The 18,453-nt window shown below is 71.0% G+C and carries 15 protein-coding genes and 1 pseudogene; 9 read left to right on the top strand and 7 right to left on the bottom strand.

Annotated elements, in window-relative coordinates; genetic code table 11:
• Together IF55_RS04735 and IF55_RS04730 are read right to left on the bottom strand one after the other, a co-directional pair.
• Positions 1 to 269 (bottom strand): annotated as a pseudogene (locus tag IF55_RS04735) (serine/threonine protein phosphatase); the annotation flags it as partial.
• A 308-nt stretch (positions 270 to 577) separates the two neighbouring features.
• Positions 578 to 2,191 carry a class I adenylate-forming enzyme family protein gene (locus tag IF55_RS04730; protein ID WP_030874007.1) on the bottom strand — a complete coding sequence of 538 codons (1,614 nt, stop codon included), beginning with the start codon at positions 2,189 to 2,191 and terminating at the stop codon, positions 578 to 580.
• 374 nt (positions 2,192 to 2,565) lie between these two features.
• Here IF55_RS04730 and IF55_RS04725 point away from each other — a divergent pair, with 374 nt between their 5' ends.
• Positions 2,566 to 3,390 (top strand): lipase family protein, encoded by an 825-nt coding sequence (locus IF55_RS04725; protein WP_030874010.1) that lies wholly within the window; start codon positions 2,566 to 2,568, stop codon positions 3,388 to 3,390.
• Positions 3,391 to 3,523: 133 nt separating this feature from the next.
• On the opposite strand, the gene tpg is transcribed toward IF55_RS04725, so the two are convergent.
• Complete coding sequence (gene tpg / locus IF55_RS04720; RefSeq protein ID WP_030874013.1) at positions 3,524 to 4,081, bottom strand: telomere-protecting terminal protein Tpg; 558 nt, start codon at positions 4,079 to 4,081, stop codon at positions 3,524 to 3,526.
• A 12-nt stretch (positions 4,082 to 4,093) separates the two neighbouring features.
• A complete protein-coding gene (tap, locus tag IF55_RS04715) occupies positions 4,094 to 6,379 on the bottom strand; it encodes a telomere-associated protein Tap (protein WP_030874014.1) in 2,286 nt (761 codons plus the stop codon).
• Between the two features lie 586 nt (positions 6,380 to 6,965).
• Here tap and IF55_RS04710 point away from each other — a divergent pair.
• On the top strand, positions 6,966 to 7,682 hold the full coding sequence (locus tag IF55_RS04710; protein ID WP_048831525.1) for a hypothetical protein: 717 nt from the start codon (positions 6,966 to 6,968) through the stop codon (positions 7,680 to 7,682).
• A gap of 80 nt (positions 7,683 to 7,762) precedes the next feature.
• On the opposite strand, the gene IF55_RS04705 is transcribed toward IF55_RS04710, so the two are convergent.
• Positions 7,763 to 9,142: an alpha/beta hydrolase family protein gene (locus IF55_RS04705; protein WP_030874032.1), complete on the bottom strand. Its 1,380-nt coding sequence runs from the start codon at positions 9,140 to 9,142 to the stop codon at positions 7,763 to 7,765.
• A 97-nt stretch (positions 9,143 to 9,239) separates the two neighbouring features.
• Entirely contained in the window at positions 9,240 to 10,013 is a 774-nt protein-coding gene (locus tag IF55_RS04700) for an alpha/beta fold hydrolase (RefSeq protein WP_030874034.1), read from the bottom strand.
• 151 nt (positions 10,014 to 10,164) lie between these two features.
• On the opposite strand from IF55_RS04700, the gene IF55_RS04695 reads away from it, so the two are divergent.
• Positions 10,165 to 10,950, top strand: coding sequence for a Clp protease N-terminal domain-containing protein (locus IF55_RS04695; RefSeq protein WP_245661055.1), 786 nt, complete (start codon positions 10,165 to 10,167; stop codon positions 10,948 to 10,950).
• A 132-nt stretch (positions 10,951 to 11,082) separates the two neighbouring features.
• On the opposite strand, the gene IF55_RS04690 is transcribed toward IF55_RS04695, so the two are convergent.
• Complete coding sequence (locus tag IF55_RS04690; protein ID WP_030874039.1) at positions 11,083 to 12,021, bottom strand: helix-turn-helix domain-containing protein; 939 nt, start codon at positions 12,019 to 12,021, stop codon at positions 11,083 to 11,085.
• Positions 12,022 to 12,199: 178 nt separating this feature from the next.
• On the opposite strand from IF55_RS04690, the gene IF55_RS04685 reads away from it, so the two are divergent.
• The 6 genes from IF55_RS04685 to IF55_RS04660 all read left to right on the top strand — a co-directional run bounded on the left by IF55_RS04685 (position 12,200) and on the right by IF55_RS04660 (position 18,384).
• On the top strand, positions 12,200 to 12,604 hold the full coding sequence (locus IF55_RS04685; protein WP_030874042.1) for a cupin domain-containing protein: 405 nt from the start codon (positions 12,200 to 12,202) through the stop codon (positions 12,602 to 12,604).
• A 131-nt stretch (positions 12,605 to 12,735) separates the two neighbouring features.
• The gene (locus IF55_RS04680; protein ID WP_048831524.1) at positions 12,736 to 13,857 is read left to right on the top strand and encodes a BUD32 family EKC/KEOPS complex subunit; all 1,122 of its coding nucleotides are present in this window, start codon (positions 12,736 to 12,738) and stop codon (positions 13,855 to 13,857) included.
• 836 nt (positions 13,858 to 14,693) lie between these two features.
• Entirely contained in the window at positions 14,694 to 15,560 is an 867-nt protein-coding gene (locus IF55_RS04675) for an isocitrate lyase/PEP mutase family protein (RefSeq protein WP_030874045.1), read from the top strand.
• 168 nt (positions 15,561 to 15,728) lie between these two features.
• Positions 15,729 to 16,487 carry a hypothetical protein gene (locus tag IF55_RS39175; RefSeq protein ID WP_157854225.1) on the top strand — a complete coding sequence of 253 codons (759 nt, stop codon included), beginning with the start codon at positions 15,729 to 15,731 and terminating at the stop codon, positions 16,485 to 16,487.
• Positions 16,478 to 17,524 carry a bile acid:sodium symporter family protein gene (locus tag IF55_RS04665; RefSeq protein ID WP_048831523.1) on the top strand — a complete coding sequence of 349 codons (1,047 nt, stop codon included), beginning with the start codon at positions 16,478 to 16,480 and terminating at the stop codon, positions 17,522 to 17,524. The genes IF55_RS39175 and IF55_RS04665 overlap by 10 nt, the downstream gene beginning before the upstream one ends.
• 122 nt (positions 17,525 to 17,646) lie before the next feature.
• Positions 17,647 to 18,384, top strand: a complete 738-nt coding sequence (locus IF55_RS04660) for an SAM-dependent methyltransferase (protein ID WP_030874054.1) — start codon at positions 17,647 to 17,649, stop codon at positions 18,382 to 18,384.
• Positions 18,385 to 18,453 lie beyond the last annotated feature (69 nt).

Genomic DNA, 18,453 nt, shown 5'->3' with positions numbered 1-18,453 from the left:
ACCCGCAGGGCCAGGGTGCGGTACGTCCATCCGGCGAGGCTGGAATCGACGCCGAGCGCGCGCTGCCCCACCCCCAGCGGGCAGAGCTGCCGCTGCTGGATGTCGACCAGGTAGATGCCGACGTGCCGCAGGCCGAGGGCGGCGGCGTGCCGGTTCACCAGGTCGGGCATGTCCGTGGGGGCGGCGTGCTGGGCCTGCTGCAGCAGCGCTTCGAGGGTTCCGTAGCTCTCGACGCCCGGGTAGGCGTCCGCGAAGGCTTCCCCGGCCATGGCGATCACCTCCTACCGCAGTCTCGCACCGCGCCGGGGCTCTCGCTGGGCGGAGGGCCGGCTCCCGCTGGGCGGCGGTCCGGCGGTGGCCTCCCCGTTTGCTTCCCGGCGCATTCCGGGTGTCGCATTTGCTTGCGCGAAGTTTACGTACCTCTTGGCGCGGGTCCGGGTGCCGTCAGGCCCCTGGCACGCCGTAGCGTCCAGGGGCCTGACGGGGCCCTACAGATTCCTCTTGGGAACCTCTCGGAGACCTTCCGAAGGCGGGGGCCTTGCCGGGAGCCTCGCCGAGGGCCTTGCGGCGGCCCGCCCTATGACACCTTCTGGGTTCCGTCCACCCACGTGGCGCGCAGGGCCTTCTTGTCGACCTTGCCGACCTTCGTCGTCGGCAGCCGGTCGAGCAGCACCGTCTTGCGGGGCGTGTACAGCTCCCCCAGCTCGGCGGTGACCGCCGCGCCGACCGCCGCCGGGTCGACGTCCGCGCCCTCGGCCGTGGCCAGGAAGATCTGTACGGCCTCCCCGTACTCCTCATCCGGCACGCCCAGCGCCGCCGCATTGCGTACACCGGGCAGCGTGAGCAGGAAGTCCTCCAGGACCCTGGAGTAGACGTTGTCGCTGGTGCTGCCGGTGACGATGATGTCCTTGGCCCGGTCGACGAGGTAGAGGTACCCCTCCGCGTCGAGATAGCCCACGTCGCCGGTGCGCAGCCAGCCCTCGTGCAGCGCGGCCGCGGTGCGCTGCGGGTCCTCGTAGTAGCCGAGCATCACCGTGCCGCCCCGTACGTACACCTCGCCGACCTCCCCGCAGGGCAGCGCCTCCGCGCCGTCATCACCGCGGATCTCGACCTCGACGTCGGGGATGGGGCGGCCGCAGCTCCGCCAGAGTTCGGGACGGCGGGCGCCCTCCGAGGCGAGGTCGTCCGCCCCGAACACGGCGATGCCGAGCGCCTCGGACTGCCCGTAGCCCTGGCCGAGTACGGGCCCGAGCACGTCGACGGCCTGCTGGAGCCGGCTGGGCGACGTGGCCGCGCCGCCCACGAAGACCCGCTTCAGCGCGGGCAGGAGGCCCGGCTCGCACTCCGGGTGGTCGAGCAGCGCGTACAGCATGGGCGGTACGAACATGGTGGTGGTGATGCGCTCCTCGCGCAGCACCGTCAGCGCCGCGCCCGCCTCGAAGTCGGGCAGCACGACCAGGACGGACCCGGTGACCAGCGCCTGCACCGCCATGAGGTGGCCGCTGCCGTGTGTGAGCAGCGTGGCCGCAAGCACCCGCTCCGCTTCCTCGCCCGGTGCGGAGCCGGCCATGGTGGTCTCGTCCGCCAAGTCCACCAGCGCGGCGTAGAGGAGGTGGCTGTGCGCGGCGAGCTTGGGGCGGCCCAGGGTGCCGCCGGTGTAGAGGACGGTGACGGCTTCGTCGGGCCCGGGGGCGGGTACGTTCGCGGGGCGCTCGGCAGGGCACTGGTCGGCCAGGGCCAGCAGGTCCGGGCACTGCGGCGCGCCGGGGCCGAGGCTGAGCAGCACGGGGGCGTGGACGCTGCGGCCGGCCGCGTCGGCGGCGCGCTCCGCGAAGAGCGGGTCCGTGACCACCGCGCGCGCTCGGGACTGCTCGACCAGCGCGGCGAGTTCACCTGGGCCCGGCTCGGGCGGCAGGAAGACCACGCGGCAGCCGATGAGGTGAACGGCGAGCTGGACCAGCACCGACTCCACGCGGTTGGCCAGGAACAGCCCCACTCCGTCGCCGGGTTCGAGCCCCTGGCCGCGCAGCGCGTGCCCCAACTGGAAGAGCCGCTGCCGGGCCTCCCCTCTCGTCAGCCGCTGTGTCCCCTGGACGAGCGCTTCGGCGTCGTCGTCCTTGTACCAGTGCTCCAGAATTCGGTCCACATACGTCCGCGGCTCGGACGTTTCTTGTACGTTAACGATCACCATCGCATCCAAACATGTCACCCGGAAGCCGTCGCTCCGCGGGGGTCGCCTTCAGCCACCAGCGTCGGAGCCGTATGCCCGGGCTGGGCGGAAATTCCGGTAATGGTGGGCCGGTTGAACGTTCGCGCGTGAGGGTGGGGAGCGGAGCTCTTCGCGGGGCGGGGGCGAGGGACACAGGACCGGGGCGGGAGGCGGCGCGGCCGAATCGGCCAGCGCCATGCTCCATGTGCTACCAGCTTATCCCTCGAAAGTAGGAAGAGTGCGTCAAATCGGTTGGTGCTGCGCAGAGATCCCGTGAACGTCACCTCAGCAAGCCGCCGCACGCCGGCACGGCCGATGCGCGGCGCGGCTGTCACAACGGAGTGAAGGGATCGCCCGTGACCGCACCGGCCTTGATCGACCACCACACCACCGCCGGCTACAGCCTGCCCATGGCCTACTGGCTGGCCCAGGCGTCCGACCTGGCCTACAAGGACGAGGCCACCATCGACGCGCAGGCGCGTTCCTGGGGGTTCGACGAGGTACGCCATCACAAGACGCGGTTCACCCCGCCGTTCCCCCTTGAGGACACCCAGGCGTACACGGCCGCGAGCGACAACATGATCATCACGGCCTTCCGCGGCACGGAACCGAAGCAGATCCGCGACTGGCTCTCGGACGCCACCACTCCCCCGTGGCCGGGCCCGGCCAGGACCGGATACGTCCACTACGGCTTCGCCGAAGCCCTCCAGTCGATCTTCCCGGGCGTCAAGGACACCCTGGCCGAGCTGCGTACCGGCGACCAGACGGTGTGGTTCACCGGGCACAGCCTCGGCGGCGCCCTCGCGATGCTCGCCGGGGCGCGGATGTACCTGGAGGAGCCGCGGCTTCAGGCGGACGGCGTCTACACCTACGGGCAGCCCCGCACCTGCGACCGCATGCTGGCCGGCGCGTACAACGAGGGCTTCACGGACCGTACGTTCCGCTTCGTCAACAACAACGACATCGTGCCGCAGTTGCCGCCGGAGCCCGCCTTCACCCACGTCGAGGCGTTGAAGTACATCGACTCCGACGGCAAGCTCCACGACACGATGGGGCTGCTGGGCGGCCTCACGGACCGGGCCAAGGGCATGACCGCGGACCCGTTCGCCCCCGCCTCGGACGGCCTCCGCGACCACTCCATCAAGCGCTACATCGCCGCCCTCGAAAACAACCTCACGTAATCGCCGACCCGGGGCCGGCCTGAGGCCCAGTTCGGGCCTTGCCCAGAAGGTGATGGGCAGGCCGGCGCAGGAGCTCTGTCCGTTCCCGCGTCGGTCCAGGCTCGCGGGGTAGTCGCGTGCGACTCGTAGGGGACTACAGGTCGAATTCGATGTGTTCCACGTCCGTGAAACGGACCTCTTCCAGGCTGCCGGCGCGGCGACCGCCGTCCTGGAAGTAGACCTCTTTGAGCGCTTCGGCCGTGATCGCCTGGAGCTGCGTGTCGCTCGCGCCGGCCTCCTGCGCCTCGAAGAGGCGGGCGGCGTACCGCGGGGGCAGGGCGACGGTCAGGTGCCGGACGCGGTCCTGGTCGGTGGAGCCGATGGGCGCGGTGTAGCCCATGCGGGCGCGGGTGTCGATGACGATGCCGTCGGTGCTGGCGGCCTTCTGGCGGGCCCTGGCGCGGATCTGGGGCTGCCAGCGCTGCCTCACCTCGCGCTCCAGGCGGGCGGCGAGGTCGGGGCGGGGCTTTTTGATCTGGTCCTTCACGTACCGTTCGACGGTGCGTTGGGAGACGCGCAGCAGTTGGGCGACCGCCTTGGTGCCCTTGAGCTGCCTCACCAGGTACCGCATCTGGGCGCCGGCCGACTTCGGCGCCGGGCGGGTGAACGCCTTCTGCACCGCGGCGTCCAGGCCGTCCCCGAACAGGCTCATCGTCGCCCTCTCCTACTCTCCGTTGTCGGCGTCGGTGACGGTGCCGTCCTTGATGTACCGGGCGAGGTTGAGCTCCGGGGCGGCGAACCGGTCCCGGACCTCCTCCCCCCACAGGACGCTCTGGGTGCCCTCGTGCTTGACCAGGCCCGGGTTGATGCCGAGCTTGAAGCCGCCCGGCAGCGGCTTGCCGTCCCGGTAGGGCAGGAAGTCCAGCGGGCTCTCGCCGTCGGCGGGGTAGACGACGCAGTCGGAGAGGACCGCGACCGGGTACTGGCCGGTGAACGCCGCGTGCTTGACGATCTTCCGGTGCAGGTTGACGCGGGTGCGGGAGATGACCGCGGCGCGGATGTCCGGCCGCCAGGTGGGCCGGGCCAGGGCCCGCCACGGCCGGCCGGGCCGCCAGCCCTCGCCGCGCGGCCGCTCGCGGAGCTTGCCCAGGCCGCCCTTGACCGTCGCCTTGATCGCGGAGACCACGATCGCCAGCTCGGGGTCGCGGTCGCGGTAGCCGTGCATCGCGGCGAGGAAGCCGGCGGGCGGCAGATTCGCGTCGACGCCGAGGTCGGCCATCGTGGCGAGGTAGGCGTCGCGGAGCCGGTTGTACCAGCCGTCCAGGTAACGGCCGTTCTCGTACCGTACGTACGCCTCGACCGGCGCGACCTCGTAGCCGAGCTCCACCGCGTACGCCACGGTCGGCGTCGCGTACCAGGCCGGGCCCTCGGGGCGCTCCCCCTTCGGCGTGAACGGGCTCGGGAGCAGACTGCCGTCGAGCTCCGCCCACTTGTCCTTGCCCACCTTCACCCGCGACAGGTCGACGTGGCCGAGGTCGACCAGCCAGCTTCCCGGCAGCTTCGGGTCGAACCGCGGGTTCGTCACGTGCGTGGGCTCGCCGAGGCCGACGATCAGGCCGTTCGCACCGGCGGCGAAGGCCATGTTCACGTCGATGCCCACGAGGTGGCGGCGCAGGCATTCGTCGTCGGTCAGCGGCCGGGCCCAGTCGTACGCCTCCTCGAACAGCTTTTCCGCCGGGCCTCGGACGTGGAAGCGCGGCAGCTCCGCGAGGAGCGGGTGGCCGTCCGGGGCCTCGCACGGCGCGCAGTCCACCGGGTCCTTGCCGAGCGAGCCGGGGTTGTGCTCGGAGCGGCGCGCGCCGTCGGCGTCCGGTTCGGAGGCACGGGTCGGCGGGTGCAGGGCCGTCATCAGCTCCAGGCCGGTGACGGCGGTGGAGCCGCGCGGCGTCATCACCCGCGACGCGTACGTGCCCAGCACCCGGGCGAGCTCCGCCGGCGGCAACTGCCCGGCCCCGCCCCAGTGCCGGGTGTCCAGCGCCTGCCAGGAGGGGACGCACAACTGCACGCAGGCCCGCTCCGCACCAGTAGCGGGGCGGTAGATCCGCGCCCACGGGCCGAATCCGCGCTTCGTCAACTTCCATTCGGCACGGACCAGTTGCTTGACGGCCTTGTGGCCCTCCGGGAGCCGCCCGGCCAGGCGCTCCTCCTCGCTCAGGGCGACGGGCAGGCCGTAGCGCTCCAGGGCGGCCTCGGTGAGCACGAGCAGGGGGTCGGCCGGTTTGCCCGGGCCGGACAGTTTCGGCTGGCCGAGCTTCGCCTCCTTCAGCGCCCAGTCCACCAGCGCCGGGAGCGACTTCGCGGGCACGTCGAGGACCAGGCCGCCGACGCAGTACGCCGATACGTGGCCGTCGGCGACGTCGATGACGGCCAGCGGGCCGTTCTCGAAGCGCGAGTCGTCTCCCTCGGCCGAGGCGGCGGCCGGGGCCGCCTTCTTCGCGCCCGGACGGCGCGGCGTCGAGGACGCCGCGGAGGACGTCGATGCCGATGCCGACGGCGACGCCGCCGATGTCGGCCTGGTCGTACGCTCCGGGCTCGGCGCGACGCTCGGAGTCTCGGCGGCGGGAGCGGGAACGGCGCTGGTCCGGGTGTTCTTGACGGCGGGCGCGACCGGGGGCTCGGGCTCCGGGGCGACGGACGGGGTCCGCGCAGGCGCCGGGGCGGACGCAGCGGTGGGCGCGGTCGGGACCGTCGCCTGCTGCGCGGGGGCCGGGTAGAGCTCCGCGAGCTGCTTGAGCAGCCGGGCGTACGCCTCGCGCTCCGGGCCGCGCGGCTCGGTGGGCTTCTTGGCGGACTCCCAACCGCTGACGGTCGCACGACGCACCCGCAACGCCCCGGCCACCTGATCCAGCGTCAGGCCATGTGCGACACGCAACCGCTTGCGCTCCACGGGCGGCGGCAGCGGCGACGCGGACGCGACCAGGGCGTCGACCGCGTCGAACAACTCGGACATGCAACACCTCCTGGCCGCCACCCTAGCCCACCTACCGTACGGATCTCGTACCTATGGCGTGCGAATCCCGTACGCCTGGCATCCTGTGCGCGACGCAGCCTGTACGCGGCGCATCCCGTACGCGGCGCGGGCGGCGGACCGTTGATCAGGAGTTCCGGCAGGATGTGGCCCATGGCGGGTGGGAGAGACGACGGCATTGATCACGAGCCGGATGCCGCTTGGGCGGCCTGGCGTCAGGGGCGGGGGCGGGGACGGGGCGAAGGGCATGGGTTGTCCGGGAGGATGCGTCGGGCGTGGGCGAATGGGCTGGTGCTCAACCCCGCCGCCTCCGATGACCTGCGCCACAGGCTCCTGGGGTGGTCGGACTGGCTCCTGTACCGCCCGCTGCCGGAGGCGGTGGTCGAGGCGGCCATGGCCCACCCGGACCGGCTGTTGCGGCAGTCGCTGGCCGACACCCAGGCGCTCACCGCTGAGCAGTGGGCCCGCCTGATACTCGGCGAACGGGAAGTCCGGGTCCGGTGGGCGCTCACCATGACCGCCGTGGACCGGCGAGTAGAACTCACCGACGCCGAGCGTCCGTGGCGAGGTGGCCACGCGCTCCGAACTCACCGAGGAAGAGCGGGCGCGCATCCCCGTCGACTTCGATCCGGGGGTGCACTATCGCTCGCTCGACTGGGTCGTGGCGCTGCACGACGACCCGAGCGCCATGCGCCGCCTCACCGCCTCCGCGCACCCCCTCGTCCGCAGGAGCGTCGCCCGGGCCCGGCGCCTCCCGCCGGATGTCGTCGCACGCCTGGCCCGCGACGACGACCGCGTGGTGCAGCTCTTCCTCGCGGAGTCCTGCGACGACGCGGAGATGCTGCTGAGAGTGTGTCAGTGGTGGTCGGGCAGCCTCAGTACCCCGCACCGTCCCCGCGGCCACCCGAACTTCCCCCGTCACGGTCTGCTCCGCTACGCCGACGACCCCAACCCGCGGATGCGCCGCCTGGCCCTCGACGACCCGGCGTCGACCGCCGCGCTGGTCGGGCGGCTCAGTCGGGACGCCGATCAGCACGTACGGTGCCGGACGGCGGCCGATCCCCGGTTGACGGCCGCGTCGGCGGTGCGGCTGCTCGACGACCCGGACGCGAGCGTGCGTCACGCGGCCGCCCAGCACCCCGAACTGCCCGCGCGGGTACTGATCCGGCTGCTGTGGGACCCCCACGCGGCGCGGGAGGCGGCCCAGCACCCGGCGTTGCCCGTCGCCGTCATGGAGCAGATGCTTCAGCTCATCCAGGGGCCCGCCGACGCCGCGGAGGTGTGATCCGGGAGCGGTCGGCAATCCGGTGCCGCCGGGTACGGGCCCCCGGTCCCGTACCCGGCGGTGTGACGTGGCAGGGCGTGTCACCGGTCGCGTACGGCGTCGAAGAAACGTGTCACCTTCGGTGCCGCCGCCTTGAACGAGTCGGTGTGGCCCAGGTCCCCCTGGTCCAGTACCGGAGCGTGCGCGCCGTGGGCGGCCAGTCGGGCGGCGCAACTGGTCGCGTTGCCGATCGGCACGTCCGTATCGCCGGAGGCCGCGTAGAGGCGTACCGGTGCGGCGGGCTTCCAGTCGCAGGCGCGGTCGGCGGCGCGCATGGCCGCCAGCAGGGCGCCGCTGGGGTGCTGCATCTTCGCGCGGAACGCGGGTGTGAGCATCTGCTCGACCGTGGCGGGCAGCGCCGCCAGGATCTCCTCCTCGCTGTGCTCGCCGTCGTACAGGTCCTCGACGCGGCTCGCGTACGGCGCGCGGAACGCCTCGGCCGGGTCCTGGTACAGGGGGCGCAGGCGGTTCTGGGCGACGAGCCAGTACGAGGCGTAGAGGACGCCGCTGGTGTCGTTGACCCGGCCGTCGAAGAGTGCCGGTATCTCGTGGCCCTCCAGGTCGTACGGGCCGTTGATCGGCGCCAGTGCCTTCAGCCGGAAGTGCCGGTCGGCGCCCTCTTGCAGCGCCCGCCCCAGCGCCATCGCGACTTGACCGCCCTGGGAGAAGCCGGTCGCGTAGACGTCGCCGGTGAGCGGGCGGCCGAGGCGGTCCGCCGCCGTACTGGCCGCTCGCAGCATGTCGACCGACGCCGTGACCGCCGAGCGGTTGTCCAGGTACGGGTGGCGGCCGGGGCCCTCGCCGAGGCCCAGGTAGTCGGGTGCGGCGACCGCGCGTCCGGCGCCGGCGTTCAGGTAGGAGGGGATACGGCCGTAGTCCTCGGCCACGGAGGGCGCGTACGAGCGGTTCACCATCGTGCCGTGCGTGTCGGAGACCACGTCGAGACGGTGGGCGCCGCCGATGGGGAGGGTGAGCAGGCCGGTGGCCGTGGTGGGTTTTCCGTGCGGGTCGACGGTCCGGTAGGTCAGCTTGTACGCCCGTACGCCGTGCCGTACGGAGTCGGCGGCCGTCCCGTACTCGGCGAGGAACTTCCTGACCTGCTCGGCGTCGTGGACGGCGACCGGGGTGACGGATATCAACGCGCCTCGGGAGGCGCTGGTGCTTCCGGCCGCCGTCCGGGGCGGCGGCTCGGCGAGTCCCGCCACCGAGGTCGCTGGTGCCGCGGGGCCTGCTGGTGCCTTCGCGGCTGCTGATGGGGCAGTGGCTGCCGGTGCCGCGGCGACTGCCGGTGCCGCGGCGGCTGTGGCCAGCAGCAGGGCCCCGGCGGCGGCGAGCCCGCGCCTTGTCCACCAAGAGCGGTCCTTGCGTGGGGCGTTGGGGGCGTTGGGGGCGTTGGGCGTGGTGTGCGTCTCGTCTCTCATGCAACGGAGGCTACGGGCGCGTCGCCCGCCCCGACATCCGAGAACCCCCCGGAAGCGGGGTGGCCTTGATACCACCCCCCACCGGGGCCTCCGTCCTTTAGCCGACGTAGAGTTGGGACAGGAAGGAACGCACAGCAGCGGCTACCTGCTCAGGAGCGTCGTGGTGCACGACGTGCCCGGCGGGGATTTCGGCCAACTGTGCCTGGCCGGCCCGGCGGGCGATCATTTGCTGGGCGTGCTCGCGCGTCAGTACCTCACTGTCCGTTCCACGGATGAGCAGGGTGGGGCAGATTACCGAATTCCAATCTCCCCAGTGGTCACCGGTGAGGGCTTTATGGGACTCCACTGTGTGATCGATGTCGAAGGAGAAACCCCAGCCGCCATCGCCGAATTGGCGGAAGGCGCACTCCAGATAGGGTGCCGTCGCGCCGAGCGCCGAGGTCAATTCCTCGCGGGAGGAGGAGTGGCGCGGCAGGCTCGTAGCGAGGGACCAGTCGGCGTTCAATTCGGCGCCGACGTCCTCGACGATGAGAGCGGTGACCTGGTCCGCGTGGCGTGCGGCGTATTGATAGGCGTTCACGCCGCCCAAGGAATGGCCGAGTACCGCTACGGGGCCGAGGCCCAGGTGATGATGGAAGGCCGCGATATCGGCCACGTAGTCGGACCGTTGATAGCTCTGGGCGCGGTCGGACTCACCATGACCGCGCTGGTCCAGGGCGAACACCCGCCACCGCGGCGCCAGCGCCTCGGCCAGCGGGGCGAACGTCGACGCCTCGTTGTAATGCCCGTGGAACGCCAGGAGCGGGAGGCCCGGGCCGCCGAAGTCCAGAAATGAGAAGCGTTGCCGATCAACCGTGAAGGACTCACGCATGGGCGCATGCTAGCGCCGCCCTCTCGGGGGAGGGCCAGCTCCCGCTCGTAGGGGCCGGCGCGGGGCGTCGGCGCGGGGGACCGCTCGGAAGGCCCGCCCACACACGCAAGTACGCCTTGACAATTTCGAACTGTCAAGGCGTACTTGCCTCATGGCTCTTCCAGACCTGGACGAACTCATCGCGGAAGTCGACCGGAGGTGCGACACCGCGCACCGACCCGGCGGACAAGAACAGCCCGACTGGCTGGCCCTGCTGGGGGTCGCCGCCCAACTCGCGGGGCAATTGCAGTCCTTGGCGGACGACCTGGTGGAGGACTACGTCGAGCACTGCCGGATGCACGGCAACTCGTGGACGGACATCGGCGTGTCCCTGGGCGTGACCCGGCAGGCGGCCCAGCAGCGCTTCCACGCCCCGCACAAGCGGTACGGCCCCGAGACGATGTCGGACGGGCTCCGCCAGGCGATGGCGCACGTCAGGCGGGCGGCGGTGCACCACCGCAACAACTACATCGGCACCGAGCACCTGTTGTGGGGGCTGACGTCGGAGGACAACAGCGCCACCCGGTTCCTGCGGGCCGCCGGCGTCTCTCCGGAGGCCGTGCACCGGTCGGTCGCGGGCCGGCTGAGCATGGGCGCTTCGCAGGCCGCCGAGCGCATCGCCTGGACCCCCTACTCCCGCAAGGCCATGGCCCTCGCCGAGACGCGATCCGAAGAGAAGGGCTCCGATCGCATCGACTGCGACGACCTGCTCCTCGGGTTGGCCCAGGTCGGCCGCGGAGTGGCCGCCGCCGTCCTGACCGAGGCCGGCTTCGTTCCGGGCGATTCCGGTGACGCGGCGGAGGGTCCGGACGCCGCGGAGGGTTCGGAGGCCGCGGCCGTTTCGGAGGCCACGTCGGGTTCGGATGCCCCCGACGCCGCGGTGGGCCCGGGGGCTTGAATCGGCTGATCCGCCGCTTCCGGTCGCGCTGCCATCCGGTCGTGCTGTCTTCCGGTGGCGCTGCCATCCGGTGGCGCTGTCTTCCGGGGGCGCTGCCTTCCGACCTCCGGCTTCCGGCCTCCTCTGCCGCCGTCAACTCGCTCCCGGCCCGAACCGGCGTTTGTACGCCGACGGGGTGATGCCCGTCTCGCGGCGCATCAGCGTGCGCAGATTGGCGGCGGTCCCGAGTCCGCTGCGCCGGGCGACCGTCTCGAACCGGCCCTCGCCGCGTTCGATGAGCCTGCATGCCAGGGCGAGCCGTTCTCCGGTGAGCCAGGCCAGGGGCGTCGTGCCCAGTTGCGCCTGAAAGCGCCGATGCAGGGTCGCCGGGCTCACCGCCGCGTGCGAGGCGAGGTCGGCGACCGTGAGCGGTGCTTCCAGACGTTGCTGGGCCCAGGCCAGGACGGGTGCCAGGGATTCGTCGGGCACATCGGGCATGGGGCGCTCCACGAACTGCCGCTGTCCGCCGTCGCGGTGCGCGGCGAAGACCAGCCGCCGGCTCACGGCGTTGGCGATCTCCGCGCCGTAGTCGCGGCGGACCACGTGCAGGCCGAGGTCGAGGGCGGCCGCGCTGCCCGCCGCCGTGAGGATGTCGCCGTCGTCCACGAACAGCACGTCGGGTGCGAGGTGGACGGAGGGGAAGCGGGCCCGGAAGGAATCCGCCCATTGCCAGTGCGCGGTGGCCCGGCGCCCGTCGAGGACTCCGGCCTCGGCGAGCGTGAAGGCCCCGCTGCAGAATCCGATCAGGCGCGCACCGCGCGCGTGCGCCCTTCGGACGGCATCGAGCACGGCGGGGCGGCGGGGCACCTCGATGTCGGGGCGGTTGGGGACGATCAAGGTGTCCGCCGTGTCGGCCGCCGACAGGTCGGCGACTCCCGTGAGGGTGAAGAAACCGTCCCGCATCAGGGTGCGGGGGTCCGGGGAGCAGAGCGCGAACTCGTAGAGATCGCGTCCGATCTCCGGTCTGCGCAGGCCGAAGATCTCGGTCGCGCAGCCGAGCTCGAAGGGGTTCGAGTTCTCGTCGACGATCACGACGACACGGGGGACGCGTCCCTGGACCTGGTGTGCCTGGTGTATCTGGTGTCCTCGGGCCTGGACTCGGCTCTGGGCGACTCGGCTCTGGGCCCGCACGTCCGCGTGCGAGGATTCTTTCGCCATATGCAATTCGTATCACTCACGCCTCGCGTACGACACCGTTCACGATGGACCCATGAGTAACGAACCCCGCCCGCCACTGCACCTCAGCGAGGCTCTGGCCTCCTTCGACGCACTCTGGAGCCCTCGCATCGTCGAGCGCGTGAACGACTACGACGTCCGGATCGCGAAGGTCGAGGGCGAGCACATCTGGCATGCCCACGACGACACCGACGAGTTCTTCCTGGTGCTCGACGGGGAACTGCACATCTCGCTGCGCGAGCCCGCGGGCGAGCGTACGGTGCTGCTCCCGAAGGGGGCGGTCTTCACCGTGCCCCGAGGTACGGAACACAAGCCGGCCGCCCCGTCCGGCGCGGCGATCCTCATGTTCGAGCCCTCGGGGACGCTGAGCGTGGGTGATCGCCACGACGAGGTGCCGGGCCATGTGGACGAGACGACGGGGCACGCGCTCGGCGTCTGAGCGGGGTGGCCGCGTAGGGCTCCTCCGCGGAGCCCCCACCCCTCCCCCGTACGACCCGGCCCCCGTACGCGTTCGTACGGCCTGTACCGTCGCGGACAGTCGTCGGAGGTCTTGGGGAAGGTGATGGTTCCGTGGCGGTTCAGGGGGCGGGGAAGGACGGGGAGCCGTCGGCGGGTCGATCGCGACCGGATTCGAGGCATTCCGCCCGCCTGGCCCACTACGGAACCGTCTCCACGCGCCTGTCTCTGCTGAGCGACCGCCGGCTCGGCGAGGCCGTGGCCGCCGCGACCCCGCTCGGAGCCGGGCTCGGCGGCAGGTCGGCGGAGCTGGAGGTCGATGGGGCCCGGGTCTTCGTCAAGCGCGTTCCCTTGACGGACATCGAGACGCGGCCGGAGAACGTACGGTCGACGGCGAACGTATTCGGGCTGCCGATGTTCTACCAGTACGGGGTAGGGTCGGCCGGTTTCGGGGCCTGGCGCGAGTTGGCCGTGCATACGATGACCACCAATTGGGTGCTGGCCGGCGAATACTCGGGCTTTCCGCTCATGTACCACTGGCGGGTCCTTCCGGACTCTCCGCCCCAGGGCTTCGCCGACGAATTCGGCGGCATTGAGGGAGCCGTCGCGCATTGGGAGGGTTCGTCGGCCGTGCGCAGGCGGTTGCGGGCCATCGGCCAGGCCTCCGCCAGTCTTGTCCTCTTTCTGGAGTACGTGCCTCAGACGCTCTCCGCGTGGCTGGCCGACCGCCAGGCCGCTGCGCGGGAGGCGGATGGTTCGGCGTACGCGTGGGTGGAGGACGAGTTGGCGCGCGGGGCCGCCTTTATGAGTTCCCGTGGGCTCGTACACTTCGACGCTCATTTCCATAACGTCCTGACCGATGGACAGTTGCTCTATTTCGCGGACTTCGGCCTCGCACTCAGTTCCGGCTTTCAACTCTCCGAGGACGAAGCCGAGTTCCTCGCCCGACACCGTTCGTACGACGCCTGTTTCATCCCCGGTCATCTGCTCCGCCACCACCTGCCCGAAGGCGTACGCGGCGGCCACGCGTCGCACGAAGCGTTCCTGCGCGCCTGGCTCGCGGGCAAAAGGCCCACCGGCGTCCCGCCCGAAATCGCCACCCTCATCTACCGGCACGCCCGCGCTTCCCTGGCACTGGACGACTTCCATCACCGCCTGCTCACCACCAGCAAGCGAACCCCTTATCCGGCCACCGAAATCGAAAGGGCGCGGTCAGTTTCAGCCCTGGCAGGCTGAATGCCGGTTCGACCAAGTCGGTTCCCGAACCCCCACCGTGGCCGCTCGACGCCCCCCGCCCCTACCGCAGGCGACAGGCTCAGATACAGGTCGAACGGGCGAGCCCCGAATTCAACTGCGGGAGCGGTGTTCCCGCCCCTCAGCCAACCTTCCGTGCCATCAGGAGCGTGGCCTTTGGCCTGGCCGGTACAGCGGACGGCATGCCGCCGGTCCAGGTGTGCAGACGGGGGTCGTTGAAGAGCTTGACCGCTTCTGGCGCGTGGTTGACGCGGCGGGGCTCCAGGGTGAGACGCGGTGTCACCAGGGGAAAGGCAGTGGGCCAGGGTTCCGTGGCGGGCATCCGGATACCGTAGCGCTCCCCTCCTTCGAGTGAACCGGGCAAAGCGGTAGCGGAGTTGACTTCGATCTTGCGCTGACGCCTCGAATCGCGGTCGTACGGGGGCCTTCCATGCCCCGCATTTCGCAAGATCAAAAATCGCGTCGGCCCCGGAATAGAGCGCCAGCGGGCCTACTGCGCAAGCCAGTTGAGAACGGCCGACTTCGACGTCCGGCGCCGCGTCTCGCGGGCCGGCCTTCGAGGGCCCGGAGCGGGGGATCGCGCCTCAGCGGGTAAAGAGCTGGCAATGTCGGTATATGTATGCTCGTACCCGCAAAGAGGACACCAATTCCCAGCGTGTGCACGCCGTCGCCGTGCGCCGCCCGTGATCGTCGCGGGCGGGCCGTCGACCCTTCGGCACCCCATCGACCTGTGTACGAACCGCGATCGCCCGAGTCGATGCGGTGCGCATCCCATCCCACCCTCGGCCGATTCACGGCCGCACGTAAGGAGAAGAGACATGCGCTACGGAACCGCGCTGCGCGAACTGATCCGCACGCCCGATACGACCCCGCTCGTCGGCATCTACGACATGTACTCGGCCTCGGTCGCCGCGCGCCATTACGACGGCTTCTTCGTTTCCGGGTTCGGCTTCGCCGCCTCGCACTACGGCCTGCCGGACATCGGGTTCATCGCGTGGCCGGACATGGTCGCGTTCGTCGAACGGCTCCGGCTGGCCTTCCCCGACCACCACCTGCTGGTCGACATCGACGACGGCTACGTCGACCCGGAGGTGGCGTGCCACGTCGTGCAGCGGCTGGAGCGCATCGGGGCCTCCGGCGTCATCCTGGAGGACCAGCAGCGTCCACGGCGGTGCGGCCACGCGGACGGGAAGAGGGTGCTGCCCCTGGAGGAGTACCTCCAGAAGCTGGACCTCGTGCTCCAGAGCCGCCGGGACCTCGTGGTCGTCGCCCGTACCGATGCCACGGAGGAGGCCGACATCCTGCGCCGCGCCCAGGCGCTCGCGGAGACCGACGCCGACGTGGTGCTCGTCGACGGCGTGCGGGACGTCGACTGGATCCGCCGGATCCGAAAGGTCATCAACGACAAGCCGCTCCTCTTCAACCAGATCGCCGGCGGCAAGTCCCCGCGTCTCTCGCTCTCCGAACTCACCTCCCTGGAATGCCAGGTGGCCATTTACAGCACCCCCTGCCTGTTCGCCGCGCACACCGCCATCGACACCGCGCTCGACGAGTTGAAGAAGGCGGACGGGCGGCTGCCGGAATTCTCGCCCACCACATCGGTCGGCGTACGCGCGTCGACTGAGCTGCTGGAGAAGAACATCAGCCGGCATCACCCGGTGAAATCCCAACTGACCTCCGTCTGACGGAAACGGGAATCGGGGCACCCGCGCGCCGTGCGCGGGTGCCCCTGCCGACGTCAGGTCCGACGCATCTGTCGGTCAGCGCGTTCCTCACGACGACCGACGCCGAAACCACGTTCGAGAAGCGGGAACAGCATGATGCGATTCACTGTCCTCAAGGCACGACATACCTTGGCAGTCGCCATTGGCCTGCTGTGCGCGGCACAGTTCGCCGACGGAGCCGCGCTGGCCGACGCGCCCGACGGAGGCATGGAGACACACCACGGCAACTCCCTTGTGACGATCGACAACTCGAACGCCGATTCCTGGCTGGAGGTCGACAGAACGCTCAATGTGCTCGCGCCGCTCAGCAAGGGGACGGCCGGCAGCGATCACGACGGCGGCGGGGGCGCCATCGAGCAACACCTGTCGCGCTCGGACGGCCACGTCCAGGCCGCCCCGCGGGAACAGGCCGACGAAGAGGAGGAGGACGAGGAGCCGCAGGGCGGGCAGCCGCAGGCCGGACAGGTGCAGGGCACGCAGCCGCGCAGTGGGCAGCCGCAGGGCGGGGAGTCCGCGGCGACCGGCGGTGACGACCCCGAAGGCGACGCCGATCACGGCGCCGCGCCTCCCGTACGTGCGGAGACGCACTCCGATCAGCAGGCCGCGCCCGCCGAGCAGCGAGACGCGGGCAGGCGCTACCAGGGTGCGGGCGGGGGCCAAGAAGCGGGCACGGGTCAGGGCGCGGACCGGCCCCGGGGTACGGACACGGGCCAGAGTACGGAAACGGGCCGGGGTACGGACGCGGGCCGGGGCGCCCCGGTGTCCGACGCGCGGCCGTGTGCGCCCCGTGACGGAACTCCCCACGATGGAGCGCCGCGTGGCGGCGGGCGGCATCAGGGCGCGCCCCGAGAAGGTGCCTCGCGTGAAGGGGGGCCGACATGCTCGTAACGCTGTCGCGGCACCGGTATCTGCGCCGCGTCGACTGGTACATCGTTTCGCTGCTCGCCACCATCGGTGTGGCGACGCTGCTGCCGGCGCGGGGAACGTCGGCGGTCGCGCTCGGCGTGGCGACGAAGGTGGCGATCGGGCTGCTGTTCTTCGTCTACGGCGCCCGGCTCTCCCCGCAGGCGGCTTTCTCGGGGCTGCGGCACTGGCGGCTGCACCTGTCCATTCTCTCCTTCACCTTCGTGCTGTTCCCCGTCCTGGGCCTGGTGCTCACCACGCTGCCGCCCTATCTGCTCGGCGCGGAACTCGCCACGGGGCTGCTCTTTCTGTGCGTGCTGCCCTCCACCGTCCAGTCGGCCGTCGCCTTCACCTCTCTGGCGCGGGGGAATGTGGCGGCCACGGTCTGTTCCTCGTCGTTTTCGAGTCTGCTCGGCGTCTTTCTGACGCCGCTGCTCGCCGCCGTTCTGATCCAGGGGGAATTGGGGGGCGGCGTACGGTTCTCGGCGGATCAAATGCTGAGCATCGTGGTGCAGCTTCTCGTGCCCTTCGGGCTGGGGCAGGCGGTACGGCCGTGGATCGCGGGCTGGATCACCCGGCACCGCCGTATCACCATGGTGTGCGACCGGGGCTCCATTCTGCTGGTGGTCTATTCCGCTTTCGGGCAGGGCGTCGACGCCGGCATTTGGGGGCGGCTCTCCCCTGTTCGGCTCGGCGTGCTGCTGGCGCTGTGCGCGCTGCTCCTGGCTCTGGTGCTGATGCTGAGCTCATGGGCGGCGGGGCGGCTGGAGGCGGGGCACGAGGACCGGGTCACCATCGTCTTCTGTTCCTCGACGAAGAGCCTGGCCAGCGGCCTGCCCATCGCCAGTGTGCTCTTCGCGGGGAAGGACGTGGGGCTGGCCGTACTCCCGTTGATGCTCTACCACACGCTTCAGCTCATGGTGTGCGCCGTCATCGCCCGCCGCTGGAGCGAACAGCCCGCGGCAGATGATCGGGCAGCGGCCTCCTCCCCCGCTTCCGAGACTCCGGCCGTCACGGCCTGAACAGCGCGCCGCACGCTAAAGCCGCACGCGAAGGCCGTATACCAACGCAGCACGCGAAGACTAGGCGAAGGCCCGCGGAAATCTGCGTGCGCGCGGTCTTCGGCCGGTGGCAAGCTGCGTCGGTGAATCGTGAAAAGATCTCCCGAATCGCCCACACCCATCATCCGATCAAGGCGCCCCTCGACGATGATTCGGTCCGCGAACTGCTTGAGCGCGGGATCTCGCGGCCCGACGCGCGGGTGCTCGATCTCGGGTGCGGAGGAGGCGAGTGGCTTCTCCGCGCCCTGAGCGCCCATCCTCGGCTGCGGGCCGAGGGGGTCGATGTCTCACGGGACGCGCTGGGGCGGGCCGACGAGGCGGCGGTGGGCCTCGGCGTCCGGGATCGGCTGGTTCTGCACCACGGGTCCGCCGCCGACTTCGCCCCGACGCGCCCGTACGATCTCGTGCTCAGCGTCGGGGCCTCGCACGCCTTCGGTGGGCTGGTGCCCACTCTCGCGGCGGCGCGCGAACACCTGGCTCCGGGCGGCCGCGTCCTGGTCGGTGACGGGTTCTGGGAGAACGAGCCGTCGCCGGAGGCGGTGGAGATGCTCGGCGACTTCGCCGGACTCGCGACGACGGTGGAGCGGGTGACCGCCGACGGCTGGACACCGGTGCACGGACACGTCAGCACCCGCCGGGAACTGGACGACTACGAGTGGACGTGCTGGGGGACGCTGGCCGCGTGGGCCCTGGACCACCCGGACGAACCGGACAGCGGCGAGGCCCTTGCGACGGCCGCCGCCCGGCGCTTGGAATGGCTGCGTTCGTACCGGGATTGTTTCGGCTTTCTCTGTCTGGTCTTGCGCCGGACTTCCGATTGATGGTTCTCGGCGGGGTCCTGGCCCCCTCTTCCCTTTCCTCGTTGAACATGTTTTCCACCGAGACGATGG

Origin of the sequence: Streptomyces varsoviensis (assembly GCF_000718635.1) — a bacterium.
Lineage (GTDB): Bacteria > Actinomycetota > Actinomycetes > Streptomycetales > Streptomycetaceae > Streptomyces > Streptomyces varsoviensis.
This window is presented reverse-complemented; position numbering and strand designations above follow the sequence as displayed.

What these genes read in the sequence shown, in the direction of transcription:
- tpg (WP_030874013.1), bottom strand. Translation starts at nt 4,081, where the DNA reads ATGAGCCTGTTCGGGGACGGCCTGGACGCCGCGGTGCAGAAGGCGTTC.
- IF55_RS04685 (WP_030874042.1), top strand. Translation starts at nt 12,200, where the DNA reads ATGAGTAACGAACCCCGCCCGCCACTGCACCTCAGCGAGGCTCTGGCC.
- IF55_RS04730 (WP_030874007.1), bottom strand. Translation starts at nt 2,191, where the DNA reads ATGGTGATCGTTAACGTACAAGAAACGTCCGAGCCGCGGACGTATGTG.
- IF55_RS04675 (WP_030874045.1), top strand. Translation starts at nt 14,694, where the DNA reads ATGCGCTACGGAACCGCGCTGCGCGAACTGATCCGCACGCCCGATACG.
- IF55_RS04705 (WP_030874032.1), bottom strand. Translation starts at nt 9,142, where the DNA reads ATGAGAGACGAGACGCACACCACGCCCAACGCCCCCAACGCCCCCAAC.
- tap (WP_030874014.1), bottom strand. Translation starts at nt 6,379, where the DNA reads ATGTCCGAGTTGTTCGACGCGGTCGACGCCCTGGTCGCGTCCGCGTCG.
- IF55_RS04665 (WP_048831523.1), top strand. Translation starts at nt 16,478, where the DNA reads ATGCTCGTAACGCTGTCGCGGCACCGGTATCTGCGCCGCGTCGACTGG.
- IF55_RS04695 (WP_245661055.1), top strand. Translation starts at nt 10,165, where the DNA reads ATGGCTCTTCCAGACCTGGACGAACTCATCGCGGAAGTCGACCGGAGG.
- IF55_RS04700 (WP_030874034.1), bottom strand. Translation starts at nt 10,013, where the DNA reads ATGCGTGAGTCCTTCACGGTTGATCGGCAACGCTTCTCATTTCTGGAC.